Below are 15,081 nucleotides of genomic sequence, written 5' to 3' on the forward strand. Positions count from 1 at the left end.
AAGGTCGAGGCGGCGTTGCCGGGCCGAAGGACGGTGTGTTAAAGCGCGCCGTCGCCTCCAAGCCCGCCCGAAAGCCGCCGATGTCCGTCGACGAATCCACAGTCCGCCGCGTGGCGAAGCTCGCCCGCATTGCGGTCGAAGACGAGGAGATCGCCAAGCTCACCGGCGAGCTCGACGCCATTCTGGCGTTCGTCGAGGAGCTTTCGGCGCTCGACGTCGAGGGCGTCGAGCCGATGACCAGCGTCATCCCGACCTCGGTCCGCCTGCGTGAGGACGTCGTGAACGACGGCGGCGACGCCGAACGCGTCCTCATGAACGCTCCGGCCCGCGAAGGCGACTTCTATGTCGTGCCGAAAGTCGTCGAATGACCGATCTGCTTGACCTGTCCTTCGCCCAGGCGCGCGCTGCGATGCGCGCCAAGGACGTCTCCGCCGTCGAGCTGACGCGCGCTTATCTCGACGCGATCGAGCAGGCGCGGACGCTTAACGCCTATGTGCTCGAGACGCCGGAAATCGCGCTCGAGCGCGCGCGCGGCTCCGACGAGCGCATCGGCAAAGGCGAGGCGGGCGCGCTCGAAGGTCTGCCGCTCGGGGTGAAGGACCTGTTCTGCACCGAAGGCGTCCGGACGACGGCGTGCTCGAAAATCCTCGGAGACTTCACGCCGCCTTACGAGTCGCACGTCACCGACCGGATGCGACGCGCCGGCGCCGTCATGCTCGGCAAGCTGAACAATGACGAGTTCGCGATGGGCTCGTCGAACGAGACCTCGTGCTTCGGCGCGCCGGTCAATCCCTGGCGACGGACCGGCTCCGACGCGGCGCTGGTCGCAGGCGGTTCGTCGGGCGGCTCGGCTGCGGCGGTCGCGGCGCGCCTGTGCCTCGGCGCGACCGCCACCGACACCGGCGGCTCCATCCGCCAGCCCGCCGCCTTCACCGGGACGGTCGGGATCAAGCCGACCTATGGCCGTTGCTCGCGCTGGGGAATCGTCGCCTTCGCCTCGTCCCTCGACCAGGCGGGCCCGATCGCCCGCGACGTCCGTGACGCCGCGATCCTTCTGGGCGCCATGGCCGGCTACGATCCGAGGGACTCGACGTCGATCGACCGCGAGGTCCCGGACTACGAGGCGGCTGTCGGCCGTTCGGTGAAGGGGCTGAGGATCGGCATTCCGCGCGAATACCGCGTCGAAGGCATGCCGGCCGAGATCGAACAGCTCTGGACGACGGGCGCGGCCCAGCTCAAGGCCGCGGGAGCCGAAATCGTCGACGTCTCGCTGCCGCATACGAAATACGCGCTGCCGGCCTATTACATCGTTGCGCCGGCCGAGGCGTCGTCGAACCTCGCGCGCTATGACGGCGTGCGCTACGGCCGTCGGGTTCCTGGACCCGACATCACCGCAATGTATGAGAACACCCGCGCTGAAGGCTTCGGTTCCGAGGTGCGCCGTCGCATCATGATCGGGGCCTATGTGCTGTCGGCCGGCTACTACGACGCCTATTACGTCCGCGCCCAGAAGGTGCGAACGCTGATCAGGCGCGATTTCGAGACGGTCTTCGCCGATGGAATCGACGCCATCCTCACCCCGGCCACGCCTTCCGCCGCCTTCGGGATCGGCGAGAAGGCGAACGCCTCGCCTGTCGAGATGTATCTCAACGACGTCTTCACGGTGACGGTCAACATGGCCGGACTGCCGGGGATAGCGGTTCCTGCCGGGCTCTCCGGCGAGGGGCTTCCGCTCGCGCTGCAACTGATTGGTCGACCGTTCGACGAGGAGACTCTGTTCGCCACGGCGTCGGTGATCGAGGACGCCGGCGGCGGCGGCTTCAGCCCCGAGCGCTGGTGGTGAGCGAAGCATCGCGTCCGACCTACTCGTCGATGGACGAGGTCCGCGCCGCGATCGACGCGCTGGACGAGCGGCTGATGCCGCTGATCGCCGAGCGCACGCATTGCATCGCCGAGGCCGCGCGGCTGAAGGGCGATCCCTCGATCGCGCTGGTGCCGTGGCGGGTGGAGCAGGTCGCCGCCCATGCGCGAGAGCTGGCGGAGAGGCACGGGGTCGATCCCGATCTCGCGGAGCGACTTTGGCGTGCGATGATGTCAGAATTCATCGCGCATGAACGTGAGCTTATGGAGCGGGCGACCCGTTCCTGACGCGGATGGCGCGACCGACCCACCGCCGACCTCAGCCGAGGCGCGCCGAACCCGAACGCCTCGCCGGAATGACGATGCCCGACACCCAGTCCGAGAAGACCGCCGAACAGCTCGAAGAACTGGCGGCCTCGCCAGAATTGGTAGAGGCGCTTGAATCGGAGCGGTTCAAGCAGTTCCTCGACCACATGCCGGTCGCCATTCTGGTCAGCGAAATCCGCGGTGCGAACGCCGAGCGCATCGTCTACGCCAACCATGAGGCGGAGCTCGTTCTGGGGGCGGCGTTCAGCGACGTCGAAGGATGCGATTGGAGCCGGCTCGACGAGATCGTCGAAGGGAAAATCCGGCCGAACTTCACCGAAGCGATATTCGATGACCGGATGGCGACGAGCGTGCTGGTCTTGCGATCGGCCAACGGGGCGCCGGGGCGCCATGTGGAGCTTCAAACCGCGATCGCCGCCGACGAGAACGATCGCGAACGATTCCGCCTTGTGGCGCTGATCGACGTGACGGAGCGCAACGAGCCCCAGCGTCAGGCCTTCGAGCTTCAACTGCGCGACAAGGACCTGCTGCTGCAGGAAATACAGCACAGGGTGAAGAACAACCTCCAGATCGTGACGGCGCTGATCCGCATGGAGGCGCGCCGCGCCGGATCCCAGATCGGCACCGGGCCGTTCGAACGCCTCGCCGGCCGGATCGAGGCCCTCGGCCTGCTGTACAAGCAGCTCGCGCTGGACGAGGGGAGCGCAACCGTCGACCTCGGCTCGTTTCTCAGCCAGATGGTTGGCTCCGTCATGGGGGCCCAGGCTCCGGAGGGCGTCAAGCTGGACCTGCAGGTCGAGGCCTGCCTCGCGGGGATCGACGTCGCAATGTCGGTCGGGCTGCTCGTCAACGAACTGCTCACAAATGCGATGAAATACGCTTTCGACGGCCGGCCCGAGGGGGTCGTGAGCGTCCGCTGCCTGAAGGACGATCAGAACAACTGCGTCATCTCGGTGTCCGACGACGGCGTCGGCATGCCGGATGGGGTGACCTGGCCGCAGTCTGGAAAGCTCGGCTCACTGATGGTCCGTTCGCTGACGGACAATGCGAAAGGGACTATCGAGCAAGCGGCTTCGCCCCAAGGCGGCGTCATGACGACGATCCGGTTTCCCCTGCCGGCCTCCGCCTCCTGAGACGCAGGCGGCCAAGACGGGGTCGTTGTGCTCGCTCCCGCCTTGCCGCTAACACTGTCGTCGACATCGCAATCCAAGGCCCCCGATAGATGAACGCGCCCTCCCGCCTGCCGACCCCCTCCAAGCTCATTCCCGGCGCGACCGGCGACTGGGAGGTGATCGTCGGCCTCGAGATCCACGCGCAGGTCACCTCCGAGGCGAAGCTGTTCTCGGGCTCCTCCACCGGCTTCGGCGCTGCGCCGAACAGCCATGTCAGCCTGGTCGACGCCGCGATGCCCGGCATGCTGCCGGTGCTGAACCGTGAATGCGTGCGCCAGGCGATCCGCACCGGCCTCGGCGTCAAGGCGCAGATCAACCTGCGCTCGACCTTCGACCGGAAGAATTATTTCTATCCGGACCTGCCGCAGGGCTATCAGATCTCGCAGTACAAGAGCCCGATCGTCGGCGAAGGCGAGGTCGTCGTCGACATGGGCGAAGGCGAGAGCGTCACGGTCGGGATCGAGCGCATCCATCTCGAGCAGGACGCCGGCAAGTCGATCCACGACCAGGACCCGCGCTCCTCCTTTGTCGACCTCAACCGGTCCGGCGTCGCGCTGATGGAGATCGTCTCCAAGCCCGACATGCGCTCGTCCGAAGAGGCCAAGGCATACGTAACCAAGCTCCGGACCATCCTGCGCTACATCGGGTCGTGCGACGGCGACATGGAGAAGGGCAATCTCCGGGCCGACGTGAACGTCTCCGTCCGCAAGGCCGGCGATCCGCTCGGCACGCGTTGCGAGATCAAGAACGTCAACTCGATCCGCTTCATCGGCCAGGCGATCGAGACCGAGGCGCGTCGCCAGATCGGCGTTCTGGAAGATGGCGGCGCGATCGACCAGGAGACGCGGCTGTTCGACCCCGTGAGGGGCGAGACGCGCGCCATGCGCTCCAAGGAGGAAGCGCACGACTACCGCTACTTCCCGGACCCGGATCTGCTGCCTTTGGTCGTGGAGCAGTCCGAAGTCGACGCGCTCGCGGCCGCGCTGCCTGAGCTTCCGGACGCCAAGAAGGCCCGCTTTATCCGCGATTATGGCGTCACCCCTTACGACGCCATGGTGCTGACGCTGGAGCGGGAGTCCGCCGACTTCTTCGAGGCGGTGGCCGCGGGCCGCGACGCGAAGCAGGCTGCGAACTGGGTGATCAACGAGCTGTTCGGCCGGCTGAACAAGCAGGGCGTCGCCATCCAGGACAGCCCGCTGTCGGCGGCTCAGCTCGGCGGGCTGGTCGATCTCGTCTCCGAAGGCGTGATCTCCGGCAAGATCGCGAAGGATCTCTTTGAAATTCTCTGGAGCGAGGGCGGCGATCCCCGCGAACTCGTCGAAAGCCGCGGTCTCAAGCAGGTCACCGACGCCGGCGCGATCGAAAAGGTCGTCGACGAGGTGATCGCCGCCAATCCCGAAAAGGTCGAGCAGGCGAAGGCCAAGCCGACATTGATCGGGTGGTTCGTCGGTCAGGTCATGAAGGCCTCTGGCGGCAAGGCCAACCCGCAGGCCGTCAACGACATCCTGAAGGCGAAACTGGGGATCTGAGGCGGCGCGCAACATGGAGGCGTTCGGCGGCGTCGGCGGATTTCCGGCTGAGAACGCCGTTCGTCTGCTCGCCGCCGTGCTGTGCGGCGTCCTCATCGGCTTCAATCGCGATCGCAAACAGAAAGCGGCGGGCGTACGCACGCTCGGGCTGGTCGCGCTCGGCGCCTGCCTCGTGTCGCTCGCCGCGCTCCACGAACCGTCGCTGCACGACAACGCGGATGCGCTGAGCCGCATCATTCAGGGCGTGCTGCAGGGTGTGATGACCGGCGTCGGCTTCATCGGCGCGGGCGTCATCCTGAAACAGGACGGCAGCATGCGCGTGCGCGGCCTGACCACCGCCGCGGCTGTCTGGCTGACGGCGGCGCTCGGCATCGTCTGCGCCCTCGCCGACTGGACGCTCGCGGCGATGGGGGTCGTGCTCGCCCTCCTCGTGCTGTCGCTGCCGCGCCATGTCGCCCGGATCTTCGGCGACACAAGGCCGGACGACGACTACGACGAATGAGACCGCCGTGTCAGGGAGCCTTTGGCGGCCCCCGGCTCAGTGCCCGTCGATCTTGTTCTGCACGCCCTGCCACGCAAGGAAGTTCTTCCGGGCCTCCTGCACGAACGGGCTTCGGCGCACCGCGCCCATGAAGGTCCGTCCGATGGCGCGGCCGGGCTGGCGCATCGGACGTTCGAACTGGACGAGCAGCACGACGCGCGTCTCGTCCGTCTCGTTCCAGACCTCGTGGAAATAGGTGTCGTCGAACACCATCGTCTTGCCCTCGCGCCAGTGCACCATGTCGTTGTGCACAGCCATGCGGCAGCTCTTCCAGTCCTTCGGAACCTGCAGTCCGAGATGGCAGGTGATCAGTCCCTTGGTTACGCCGCGATGCCGGGGAATGCGCGCGCCGGGCGCGAGGATCGAGAAGAACGCGCTGTTCAGCCCCGGAACCCGGCTGACGAGGCGGGCCGTTTCAGGGCACTTCGCGCAATTGTCTTCGACGCGGTATCCGTAGCCGTAGAGGAAAAACGACTTCCACTTCCGGTCCTTGCCCAGTCGCCCGTGGTCGGGAGAGATCTCGGCCAGAACAGGAATGTCCTCGGTCTGAAGCACCGTGAGCGCCTCGCGGCGGATGGCTTCCCAGTTGGCCTCCAGCCCCGCGGTCCAGGCGAACAGTCCGGTATCGAACACAGGCGGATTGCCGACCAGGGACGACTTCGCAAGAACATCGTCGAACCATGGACGCATGCGCTTGCCCATCCGGTAGAACCAGCTGCGCTTCGGCTTCGCCTTCTTGAGTTCGGCTGTGACTTCGACCATGTTATCAATCGCTTAATTAGTCGCCGTCGAGGGCGTCCGCCCAAGATGACTGTCATAATTCGATTCGACGGTTGCATAAATCAGACCGCGCGCCCCGTCATGTCATAGAAGCGCGTGCGGAGGCGTCGGTTCCCGGCCTCAGCTCTTTTCCGCGGGCCCGGTGGCCACCGGACGGCCGCCGGCGCCCCATTCGGCCCACGAGCCGTCATAGACGCCGTCGGCTTTCGCTCCGAGGCTCTCCAGCGCGAGCGCAACGATCGACGCCGAGACGCCCGATCCGCACGAGGTCACGATCGGCCTGGAGACATCGATTCCGGCGGCTTCGAACGCCCGCCGCAGTTCGGCTTCCTCGGCCAGTCGGCCGTCGGCGCCGACGATCTGCTGGAACGGCAGATTGAGCGAGCCCGGGATGTGCCCGGAGGCGAGACCTGGGCGGGGCTCCGGCGCCTCGCCGCGGAAGCGGGCGGCCGGCCGGGCGTCGACGATCTGGGCCGATCCGGCGCCGAGCGCCTGGGCGACGTCGTCGGCGGACTTTACGGCATGAGCGTCGAATGTCGCATGGAAGCTCTGCGGCGCGCGGTTCGATGGTCCGCTTTCGACCGGACGGCCTTCCGCAAGCCATTTGGGCAGACCGCCGTCGAGCACGAAGACCTTCGTCGCGCCCATTGTCCGGAACGTCCACCACACGCGGGCCGCGGAGAACAGGCCGGCGCCGTCATAGGCGACGATCGTCGCCCGGTCTGCGACGCCGAGCTTCCCGACCGCCTCGGAGAACGCGTCCGGAGAGGGGAGCATGTGGGGCAGACCGGACGAGACGTCCGCGACCACGTTGATGTCGAAGAACACGGCGCCCGGAATATGCCGTTCGAGGAACTCGGCAGGGCCGTCCCGATTGGCGTCCGGCAGATACCAGGAGCCGTCGACGGCGATCACGTCCGGATCGCCGAGCCGTTCGGCGAGCCATCCGGTGGAGACAAGGTTCGGGTTGCTCATCGCATCACCTCCGCGAGGTCCACAACGCCCGGCTTCTCCAGCCAGCCGGGGACCGGCAGGTTCTTCGACCGCAAAAAGGTCGGGTCGAACAACTTGGACTGATAGCGCGTGCCGTAGTCGCAGAGGATCGTCACAATGGTATGGCCGGGTCCCATCTCGCGCGCGAGTCTGATCGCACCGGCGACGTTGACGCCCGACGAGCCGCCCAGGCACAGGCCTTCGTGCTCCAACAGGTCGAACACGATCTGCACCGATTCCGCGTCCGGAATCTGGTAGGCGAAGTCGACCGGCGCGTCCTCCAGATTGGCGGTGATGCGGCCCTGCCCGATGCCCTCGGTGATCGAGGAGCCCTCGGCCTTGAGTTCGCCGGTCGTGTAGAAGCTGTAGAGCGCGGCGCCGGGGGGATCGGCGAGGGCGATCTTAACGTCCTTGCTGCGCTCCTTCAGCGCCATGGCGGTTCCCGCCAGCGTGCCGCCGGTGCCGACGGCCGAGACGAAACCGTCGACCTTGCCGTCGAGATCGTCCCAAATCTCCGGCCCGGTCGAGTCGATATGCGCCTGGCGGTTCGCGACATTGTCGAACTGGTTCGCCCAGATCGCGCCGGCCTTCTCTGTCTTCGCCAGGCTTTCCGCCAGTCGCCCCGACAGCTTCACGTAGTTGTTCGGATCCTTGTAGGGGACGGCGGGGACCTCGACGAGCTCGGCGCCGGCAAGGCGCAGCATCTGCTTCTTCTCGTCCGACTGGGTGTCGGGAATGACGATCACGGTCCGGTAGCCGAGCGCGTTGGCGACGAGCGCCAGGCCGATGCCGGTGTTGCCCGCCGTGCCCTCGACGATCACTCCGCCGGGCTGCAGCGCGCCCCGGCGCACCGCATCCTCGATGATCCAGAGCGCGGCGCGGTCCTTGACCGACTGGCCCGGGTTCATGAACTCGGCTTTCCCGAGTATCTCGCACCCGGTCGCCTCGGACGCGCCCGCGAGGCGGATGAGCGGCGTCCGGCCGATGGCGTCGACAAGTCCGCGACGAATGCGCATGGATAAGGTCCGGTCGTTTGCTGGATCGGGAGCTGTGGGGCGGCCGGACACGTTATTCGCGGCGGCTCGCGATGAAAAGCGTGCGAGGGATCTTGGCGTTCGCGCGCCCTTCATGATGATCCATCGACGGACGCGCGACGTAGCGATTCACTGGAATTCGGCGGGTCTGCGCGATCGGCATGCGCTTCAATCGGCGGCGGGGCAGTTTTGACGTGACAATGCCGATGACGCCAATGGCGGGGCGCGAAGGGGGGCCAGCCCCGATCAGGCCGCTGCTGGCCGGCTATGCGCTCGGCTCGCTCGAGCCCTTCATGCATGCGCTGATCGAATCGCACCTCATCCTCTCGCCGAAGAACCGCGACTTCGTGCGGGCGATGGAGGAGGCCGCGGGGGCGGAGATCGACGGCATGTCCGTTCCGTCCATGCCCCACGCGGCGCGCGACGAGGTTCTCGGAGCGATCTACGCCGGCAGTTGGTACGGACGCCCGCGGCCCGAGAAGATCGATCCGGACGTGCCGGAGCCGCTGATGCGGCTGATCGGGCGCGAGCTCGATGACATCCCGTGGCGATTCTACGGTCCCGGTCTCCGCGAGCACTGCCTGCATGAGGACGAGGGCGTCACAGCCCAATTATTTAAAGTGAAGCCTGGCAAGGCGTTGCCGCAACATACGCATAATGGACTTGAGGTCACCCTGGTGCTCAGGGGTTCATATGGCGACGGCGTCGGCGCCTATCGCCGCGGCGATGTGGCGATCGCGGATGAGTCCGTCGACCACCGCCCCGTCGCCGATCCCCGCGAAGGCTGCGTCTGCTTCGCCGTCACGGAGGGGCCGGTGCGGCTGACGGGGCCGGTGGGGCGGCTGATCGAACTCGTGCTTCGCCGGTGACCCGGTCGCTGCGCGACTTAGGCGTGCGGGTCGCCTGGGTCACGGGAGCGAGCTCCGGGATCGGCGAGGCGCTGGCGCTTGAACTCGCCGCCAAGGGCGTGACGGTCGCGGCGACCGCGCGCCGCGCGGACGCCCTGGATGCGCTCGCGACGAAGGCGGCCGCCCTTGGCGGATCCATCACGGCGCTTCCGGGCGACGTCACTGACGCCGGGGACATGATCTCGATCGCGCGGAAAATCTCCGAAGCGCACGGACCGATCGACCTCGCCATCCTGAACGCCGGCCTCTTCATACCGGTTAGCGCGGACCCCTTCGATCTCGACGCGTTCCGCAGGACGTTCGAGGTCAACCTCGGCGGAACCGCAGCCTGCCTTGCGGCCGTGCTGCCCGCGATGACGGCAAGGCGGGGAGGGCGCATCGTGGTCGTGTCGTCGGTGACCGGCTATGCCGGCCTGCCGAGCTCGGCCGCCTATGGCGCCAGCAAGGCCGGCCTGATCAACCTCGCCGAAAGCCTGAAGTTCGACCTCGACAGGCGCGGGGTGGCCATCCAGGTGGCGAATCCCGGCTTCGTCGACACTCCGGCGACCGCCGGGAACGCATTCGCTATGCCGGCGCTGATCCCACCTTCCGAGGCGGCGCGGCGCATCGTGGCGGGCGTCATCCGCGGCGGCTTCGAGATCACCTTCCCCAAGCGCTTCACCTATGTCCTGAAGCTGCTGCGGCTGCTGCCCTATCCCGCCTATTTCTGGCTCGTGACGAAGGCGACCGGCTGGGACAAGCGCGAGGACTGAGGGCTCAGCCGCGCGCGAAGACCAGTTGGCGCACGTCGATGTTGCGGGAGCGGAAGCCCGCCTCGCAGTAGGAGAGGTAGTACTCCCAGAGCTTCCGGAAGCGCTCGTCGAAGCCTTGCGTCTGAATCGTCGGCCAGGCGGCGCGGAAGCGCCGACGCCATTCGGCGAGGGTTTCTGCATAGTCGAGCCCGAAGATGCGCTCGCTCGCGACCGTCAGCCCGGACGATTCCGCGAGTTCGTGGAGCACGCGGGGGGAAGGCAGCATGCCGCCCGGGAAGATGTAGTGCTGGATGAAGTCGACCTCGTTCTTGTAGGATTCGAAGTAGCGATCCTGGATCGTGATCACCTGCACGCCCGCCGCGCCGCCCGGCTTCAACCGCTCGCGCATCTGGCGGAAGAACGTCGGCCACCACTGCTCGCCCACCGCCTCGAACATCTCGATCGAGGCGATCCGGTCGTAGACGCCGCGCTCGTCGCGGTAGTCCTCCAGCCTCAGGTCGACCTTGTCAGCAAGGCCCGCCTCGAAGATGCGCTTCCGGGCGTATTCGAGCTGGGAGGGGCTGATCGTCAGGCCGGTGACGCGGCAGCCGATCTCCTTCGCCGCGAACTCGGCGAAGCCGCCCCAGCCGCAGCCGATTTCGAGCACGTGGTCGCCTGGACCCATGCCGGTCGATCGGGCGAGCGCCTCGTATTTGCGGTTCTGCCCGGCCTGGAGCTCACCGTTGGTCCCCTCGAACAGAGCCGAGGAATAGGTCATCGAGCGGTCGAGCCATTGCTCGTAGAAGCGGTTGCCGAGGTCGTAATGCGCCTCGATGTTCCGCCGGGCCCGTCTCTTGGTGTTCCGGTTCAGCCAGTGCCGGAACGACTGCAGCGCCCGGTAGAGCGGCTTGGCCATCAGGTAGCCGTTGACGTGGTCGGCGTTGGCCGAGAACAGCTCAAGGAACGCCGGCAGATCCGGACTGTCCCACTCGCCGCGGAGGAAGCCTTCCGCGACGCCGAGGTCGCCGCTGCGCAGGATGCGGCGGGCGAAGCGGCAGTCCTTGATGAGGAGCGTCGCCCGCGGGCCGGGGTTCGATCCCTCGAAGATCAGCGTACGGCCGTCGGGCGTGCAGACCGTGAGTCCGCCATTGGCGAGCCGCGCGCAGACCTGGAGCGCGAGCCGCACCTCGAGGGGCAGCCCGCGGGTGGCTTCCGCCACGGTCTCGGTCGTGACCCTCTGCGGGCCGGCCGGCGGAGAGACGTCGCATGTCGTCATAGCGATGAAGCCGGTTCCGGACGCCGGGCGGCAGGCCTTGCGCCCCGCCGGGCCGCGCCGCCGTGGCTGAAGGGACCCGGCGCATCGAAGCTCGCGGCGTCCGCGGGAGGCGAGGGATGGTCGGCGAGACGCGCGCCCCTGATCCAGAGCCGCGCCGCCTCCCAGTGGATCGCGGCCATCACTTTCAGCGTCATCAGCGGGATCCTGGCGCAGAGTCGCGCGATAACGGCGTCCGTCACGTCGCGACGGTCGCCGGCGAAGCTCGCAGAAAGTAACGGACCTTCCGCGTCGCTTTCAAGGATTCCGAGCCGCACGGTCTCGCCGGGCGGTCTGAGCCGGAATGCGTAGCGCATGTCCATTTCGATAAAGGGCGAGACATAGAGCAGCTTGTCGCGCGACTGGCGCAGGCCGTCGGAGCTCAGCTCCCCGTCGCGCACCGGCGCGACATAGGCGTGGCGTTCGTGGAAGGTGTTCGTGACCTCGTAGATCAGCGCCTTCAGGGCGCCGTCGGCGCCGTAGCACCAATAGGTCGCGATCGGGTTGAACACGTAACCCAGGATCCGGGGGTAGCAGAGCAGCAGCACTCGTCCGCCGTCGAGATCGACGCCGCCGCGGGCGAGCAGGCTGCGGGCGTGGGCCGAAAGCGACGCGCCGTCGCCCGCCCCGTGGTCGCGTTCGAAGAAGCTGACGAGATTGAACCTGCCGACGGAAAACAGCCGCGACAACCGATTCGCCTCATCGAGCGCGTCGAGGTCGATCAGCAACGAGAATACGTCATAGGCGAAGCGGCGGCGCCTCGGCTTCAGCCGCGTGTGGCGAACCACGCCCTTGTAGAGCGACGCCGCGCCGGCGGGCGGCGGAAAGTGGGGCTGGCCGTCGGTCACTCCGCGGCCTCGGCGAAGACCGGATCGCGCCACGGAATGCTGCACCCCAGCCGTTCAGCCACGTCGAGACCGGACGTAAGCCCGTCCTCGTGGAATCCGTAGCCGGTCCACGCGCCGCAGAACCACGTCCGGCCCAGCCCCTGCACCGACGGCAGACGGCGCTGCGCCGCAAGCGCTGCGGCGTCATATTGCGGATGGGAGTAGCTGAAACGTCTGAAGATCTTCGAAGGCTCCGGCTCGATGGGCGGGTTCAGGGTGATGAACAGCGGGGTTCTGCGGTCGATGCCCTGAAGCTCGTTCATCCAGTATGTCACGGCGACGTCGCGCCGGCCGGCGGCCGCGCTGTTCCGCGTCCCGAGATAGTTCCACGCCGACCAGACGGCCCGCCGTTTCGGCATCAGGCGCTCGTCGCGATGCAGAACCACATCGTTGGGCCGGTAGCGGATGGCGGAGAGAATCTCGCGCTCCGCGTCCGAGGGTTTCGCGAGCAGACGGAGCGCGTCGTCGGAGTGGCAGGCGACGACCACCTGGTCGAACCGGTCACGTTCGCCGCGCGCATCGACGATCGTGACGCCACGATCGTCGCGCTCGATCCTAGAAACTTCGGAACCAAGCCGGATGCCGTCCCGGAACCGCCTGGTCAGGCGCTCGACATATGCCCTGCTGCCGCCATCGACGGTCCGCCAGAGCGGACGGTGGGCGTCGATCAGCCTGTGGTTGTCGAAGAAGGCGATGAAGCTTTCGGCGGGGAAGTCGAGCACATGTATCGAGGGAGTAGACCAGATCGCGGCCGCCATCGGGATCAGATAGTCGTCGCGGAATCGGCGGCTCAGCCTGTGACGATCAAGCCATGCGCCAAGGCTCAGTCCCGACAGCACGCCTGCGGCGAGGTCTTCGCGACACAGCCGGTTGAACCGCAGCACCTCCCGAAGCATCCACAGGTAGGAGAGGGCGACGAGATTGCGGCGCTGGGCGAACAGCGTGCCGAGCGTCTTGCCGGACCATTCCAGCGCTCCGCCGTCGAGCGACAGGCCGAAGCTCATCTCGCTGCGCCGGGTGACGACGCCGAGCTCTGCGAACAGCGCCGTCAGGTTCGGATAGTTCAGCTCGTTGTAGACGATGAAGCCGGTGTCGACCGCGATGGGGACGCCGTCGTAGTCGATGTCCACGGTGTGGGAATGACCCCCCGGGCGGAGCTCGCGCTCGTAGACGACGACATCGTGCCGTTCGCTCAGAGCCCAGGCCGCGGCGTTGCCGGCGATGCCCGAACCCACGACGGCGATACGCATCGGTCTCTCCCTCATCGCCGCTTCACGCGGTTCTCGTCTTCAATGAGCCGAAGGCGGCCAGCGCGCGGCTCCGCGCAGCGTCGTGGTCGACGATCCGCTTGGGGTAATCCCGCCCGAGCGACACGCCCGCGGCTTCGAGCACGCCGGGCGGCGCGGCCCACGGGGCATGGATCCATTTCGCCGGAACCCGGGTGAGCTCCGGCACGAAGGCGCGAACGTAAGCGCCGTCGGGGTCGTGCCTGGCGCCCTGGAGCGAGGGGTTGAACACGCGAAAATACGGCGCAGCGTCCGCGCCCGTGCCCGCCACCCACTGCCAGCTCGCGGCGTTGTTGGCGGGGTCGGCGTCGACGAGCGTGTCCCAGAACCAGGCCTCGCCTTCGCGCCAGTCGATCAGCAGGTCCTTGATCAGGAAGGACGCCACGATCATCCGGACCCGGTTGTGCAGCCAGCCGGTCGTCCAGAGCTGGCGCATGCCGGCGTCGACGATCGGGTAGCCGGTGAGGCCTTTCCGCCAGGCGCGCACATCGCCTTGCGTCGGCGCGCTCCATGGGAAGTCGTCGAAGCGCTGCTGCACGTTCCGCGACGCCAGGTCGGGGAAGTTCTGCAGCAGATGATAGGAGAACTCGCGCCAACCGAGCTCCGCCCGGAACTTCTCGACATCTCCGGCGCGCGCCGAGCCGTCGGCCGCAGCCGCCTCGACCGCGTGCCAGAGCTGATGCGGACTAACCTCGCCAAAGCGCAGGTAGGGCGACATGCGCGAGGTCGCGCTCATGTCGGGGCGGTCGCGAGTCTCGGCGTAGCCCTTTAGACCACTATCGAGGAAGGCTCCGAGCGCCTTGCGCGCGCCAGCTTCGCCCGGCTCCCAGGCGTTTCGCAGACCGCCCGCCCAGTCCGGTTTCGTGGGATCGAGCGCGAGCGACTCGACGTCCACTCCGTCGAGCGCAGGCCCCGCCGAGACGCGGGAGCTCGTCGGCCGGGGCAGGGGCGCCCTGGGCTCGCCGCGGGTCATCGCGGCGCGCCAGAATGGCGAAAACACCCGGAGCGGCTCGCCCGCCCTGGATTTCACGTCCCAAGGCTCGTGCAGCAGGCGGCCGTTGAAGTCCTCGACGGCGATCCCCTCGCCCTCGAGCTCCGCGCGGATGGCGACGTCCGCACGGGCCTCCGCCGCGCCATAGCGCCGGTTCCAGAACACCGCGCCGACGCCCGTCTCGCGCGCGGCGTGTGGGACGGCGATCCCCGCCTTTCCGCGCCGGATCGCGAAGGGCAGGCCGATCGCCGCGCAGTCCTTCGCGAGCGAGCGGAGGGACCGAGCGAGCCACCAGCGGGAAGCGCCGCCGAGCGCCCTCTGGCCCTCCGTTTCGTCGTCGAGCACATAGAGCGCCGTCACGGCCGCGCCGGAACGCAGCGCGGCGTCGAGCGCGGGGTTGTCCGCGAGCCTGAGATCCTCTCGGAACCAGAGCAGGGCGGCAGGCGCGCGTTTTCCGTTCCGGGTCATCGAGCTCGCGACGGATCGAGGGGCGGTCAGAACTACGGGACCCGGAGGATCCCGGATCATGACCGGCGTCGAGAGCAGTTACGAGAACGGCGGCCGGCTGGTTCAAAGCGACCGCGAAACGAAACAGGGGGCCGACCCTAAGGCCGGACCCCCTGTCGAAATGGCTCCCCGGGCAGGATTCGAACCTGCGACAACTCGATTAACAGTCGAGGGCTCTACCGCTGAGCTACCGAGGAACGGGGCGCGCAAAGCCGCGTCGCTC

The 15,081-nt window shown here is 67.5% G+C and carries 15 protein-coding genes and 1 tRNA gene; 8 read left to right on the forward strand and 8 right to left on the reverse strand.

Annotated features, from left to right (window positions below; translation table 11 throughout):
* Positions 1-80 precede the first annotated feature (80 nt).
* The 6 genes from gatC to PKE75_RS16300 all read left to right on the forward strand — a co-directional run bounded on the left by gatC (position 81) and on the right by PKE75_RS16300 (position 5,390).
* Positions 81-368 (forward strand): Asp-tRNA(Asn)/Glu-tRNA(Gln) amidotransferase subunit GatC, encoded by a 288-nt coding sequence (gene gatC, locus PKE75_RS16275; RefSeq protein WP_271169794.1) that lies wholly within the window; start codon positions 81-83, stop codon positions 366-368.
* Positions 365-1,843 (forward strand): Asp-tRNA(Asn)/Glu-tRNA(Gln) amidotransferase subunit GatA, encoded by a 1,479-nt coding sequence (gene gatA / locus PKE75_RS16280; RefSeq protein ID WP_271169795.1) that lies wholly within the window; start codon positions 365-367, stop codon positions 1,841-1,843. The genes gatC and gatA overlap by 4 nt, the downstream gene beginning before the upstream one ends.
* Complete coding sequence (locus PKE75_RS16285; RefSeq protein WP_271169796.1) at positions 1,840-2,148, forward strand: chorismate mutase; 309 nt, start codon at positions 1,840-1,842, stop codon at positions 2,146-2,148. Before gatA ends, PKE75_RS16285 begins: the two co-directional genes overlap by 4 nt.
* Positions 2,149-2,222: 74 nt before the next feature.
* On the forward strand, positions 2,223-3,320 hold the full coding sequence (locus PKE75_RS16290) for a sensor histidine kinase (protein ID WP_271169797.1): 1,098 nt from the start codon (positions 2,223-2,225) through the stop codon (positions 3,318-3,320).
* Positions 3,321-3,409: 89 nt separating this feature from the next.
* Positions 3,410-4,888, forward strand: a complete 1,479-nt coding sequence (gene gatB, locus PKE75_RS16295; RefSeq protein ID WP_271169798.1) for an Asp-tRNA(Asn)/Glu-tRNA(Gln) amidotransferase subunit GatB — start codon at positions 3,410-3,412, stop codon at positions 4,886-4,888.
* A gap of 13 nt (positions 4,889-4,901) precedes the next feature.
* Positions 4,902-5,390: an MgtC/SapB family protein gene (locus PKE75_RS16300; RefSeq protein ID WP_271169799.1), complete on the forward strand. Its 489-nt coding sequence runs from the start codon at positions 4,902-4,904 to the stop codon at positions 5,388-5,390.
* A 36-nt stretch (positions 5,391-5,426) separates the two neighbouring features.
* Here the strand turns inward: PKE75_RS16300 and PKE75_RS16305 are convergent, their stop codons facing one another.
* The 3 genes from PKE75_RS16305 to PKE75_RS16315 form a co-directional block, all read right to left on the reverse strand.
* Positions 5,427-6,191 carry an aspartyl/asparaginyl beta-hydroxylase domain-containing protein gene (locus PKE75_RS16305; protein WP_271169800.1) on the reverse strand — a complete coding sequence of 255 codons (765 nt, stop codon included), beginning with the start codon at positions 6,189-6,191 and terminating at the stop codon, positions 5,427-5,429.
* Positions 6,192-6,329: 138 nt separating this feature from the next.
* Positions 6,330-7,184, reverse strand: coding sequence for a 3-mercaptopyruvate sulfurtransferase (gene sseA, locus PKE75_RS16310; protein WP_271169801.1), 855 nt, complete (start codon positions 7,182-7,184; stop codon positions 6,330-6,332).
* Positions 7,181-8,218, reverse strand: coding sequence for a cysteine synthase A (locus PKE75_RS16315; protein WP_271169802.1), 1,038 nt, complete (start codon positions 8,216-8,218; stop codon positions 7,181-7,183). Before PKE75_RS16315 ends, sseA begins: the two co-directional genes overlap by 4 nt.
* Before the next feature lie 233 nt (positions 8,219-8,451).
* Between PKE75_RS16315 and PKE75_RS16320 the strand changes: the two genes are divergently transcribed.
* Both PKE75_RS16320 and PKE75_RS16325 read left to right on the forward strand, forming a co-directional pair.
* A complete protein-coding gene (locus PKE75_RS16320) occupies positions 8,452-9,105 on the forward strand; it encodes a ChrR family anti-sigma-E factor (RefSeq protein WP_271169803.1) in 654 nt (217 codons plus the stop codon).
* Positions 9,106-9,113: 8 nt separating this feature from the next.
* Positions 9,114-9,896 (forward strand): SDR family NAD(P)-dependent oxidoreductase, encoded by a 783-nt coding sequence (locus PKE75_RS16325; protein ID WP_428979154.1) that lies wholly within the window; start codon positions 9,114-9,116, stop codon positions 9,894-9,896.
* A 4-nt stretch (positions 9,897-9,900) separates the two neighbouring features.
* On the opposite strand, the gene PKE75_RS16330 is transcribed toward PKE75_RS16325, so the two are convergent.
* From PKE75_RS16330 to PKE75_RS16350, 5 genes are all read right to left on the reverse strand, one after another.
* Positions 9,901-11,151: an SAM-dependent methyltransferase gene (locus PKE75_RS16330; protein WP_271169805.1), complete on the reverse strand. Its 1,251-nt coding sequence runs from the start codon at positions 11,149-11,151 to the stop codon at positions 9,901-9,903.
* A complete protein-coding gene (locus PKE75_RS16335) occupies positions 11,148-12,035 on the reverse strand; it encodes a DUF1365 domain-containing protein (protein ID WP_271169806.1) in 888 nt (295 codons plus the stop codon). Before PKE75_RS16335 ends, PKE75_RS16330 begins: the two co-directional genes overlap by 4 nt.
* Entirely contained in the window at positions 12,032-13,324 is a 1,293-nt protein-coding gene (locus tag PKE75_RS16340; RefSeq protein ID WP_271169807.1) for an NAD(P)/FAD-dependent oxidoreductase, read from the reverse strand. The genes PKE75_RS16335 and PKE75_RS16340 overlap by 4 nt, the downstream gene beginning before the upstream one ends.
* Before the next feature lie 22 nt (positions 13,325-13,346).
* Positions 13,347-14,819, reverse strand: coding sequence for a cryptochrome/photolyase family protein (locus PKE75_RS16345; protein WP_271169808.1), 1,473 nt, complete (start codon positions 14,817-14,819; stop codon positions 13,347-13,349).
* Between the two features lie 161 nt (positions 14,820-14,980).
* Positions 14,981-15,055, reverse strand: a tRNA-Asn gene (locus PKE75_RS16350).
* Between the last annotated feature and the right edge of the window lie 26 nt (positions 15,056-15,081).

This window comes from Hansschlegelia plantiphila (genome assembly GCF_027922265.1).
GTDB lineage: Bacteria > Pseudomonadota > Alphaproteobacteria > Rhizobiales > Methylopilaceae > Methylopila > Methylopila plantiphila.

Coding starts and splice junctions, on each gene's coding strand:
- PKE75_RS16300 (WP_271169799.1), top strand. CDS start 4,902: ATGGAGGCGTTCGGCGGCGTCGGCGGATTTCCGGCTGAGAACGCCGTT.
- PKE75_RS16340 (WP_271169807.1), bottom strand. CDS start 13,324: ATGCGTATCGCCGTCGTGGGTTCGGGCATCGCCGGCAACGCCGCGGCC.
- PKE75_RS16305 (WP_271169800.1), bottom strand. CDS start 6,191: ATGGTCGAAGTCACAGCCGAACTCAAGAAGGCGAAGCCGAAGCGCAGC.
- gatA (WP_271169795.1), top strand. CDS start 365: ATGACCGATCTGCTTGACCTGTCCTTCGCCCAGGCGCGCGCTGCGATG.
- PKE75_RS16345 (WP_271169808.1), bottom strand. CDS start 14,819: ATGACCCGGAACGGAAAACGCGCGCCTGCCGCCCTGCTCTGGTTCCGA.
- PKE75_RS16320 (WP_271169803.1), top strand. CDS start 8,452: ATGGCGGGGCGCGAAGGGGGGCCAGCCCCGATCAGGCCGCTGCTGGCC.
- PKE75_RS16315 (WP_271169802.1), bottom strand. CDS start 8,218: ATGCGCATTCGTCGCGGACTTGTCGACGCCATCGGCCGGACGCCGCTC.
- sseA (WP_271169801.1), bottom strand. CDS start 7,184: ATGAGCAACCCGAACCTTGTCTCCACCGGATGGCTCGCCGAACGGCTC.
- gatB (WP_271169798.1), top strand. CDS start 3,410: ATGAACGCGCCCTCCCGCCTGCCGACCCCCTCCAAGCTCATTCCCGGC.
- gatC (WP_271169794.1), top strand. CDS start 81: ATGTCCGTCGACGAATCCACAGTCCGCCGCGTGGCGAAGCTCGCCCGC.
- PKE75_RS16290 (WP_271169797.1), top strand. CDS start 2,223: ATGCCCGACACCCAGTCCGAGAAGACCGCCGAACAGCTCGAAGAACTG.
- PKE75_RS16330 (WP_271169805.1), bottom strand. CDS start 11,151: ATGACGACATGCGACGTCTCTCCGCCGGCCGGCCCGCAGAGGGTCACG.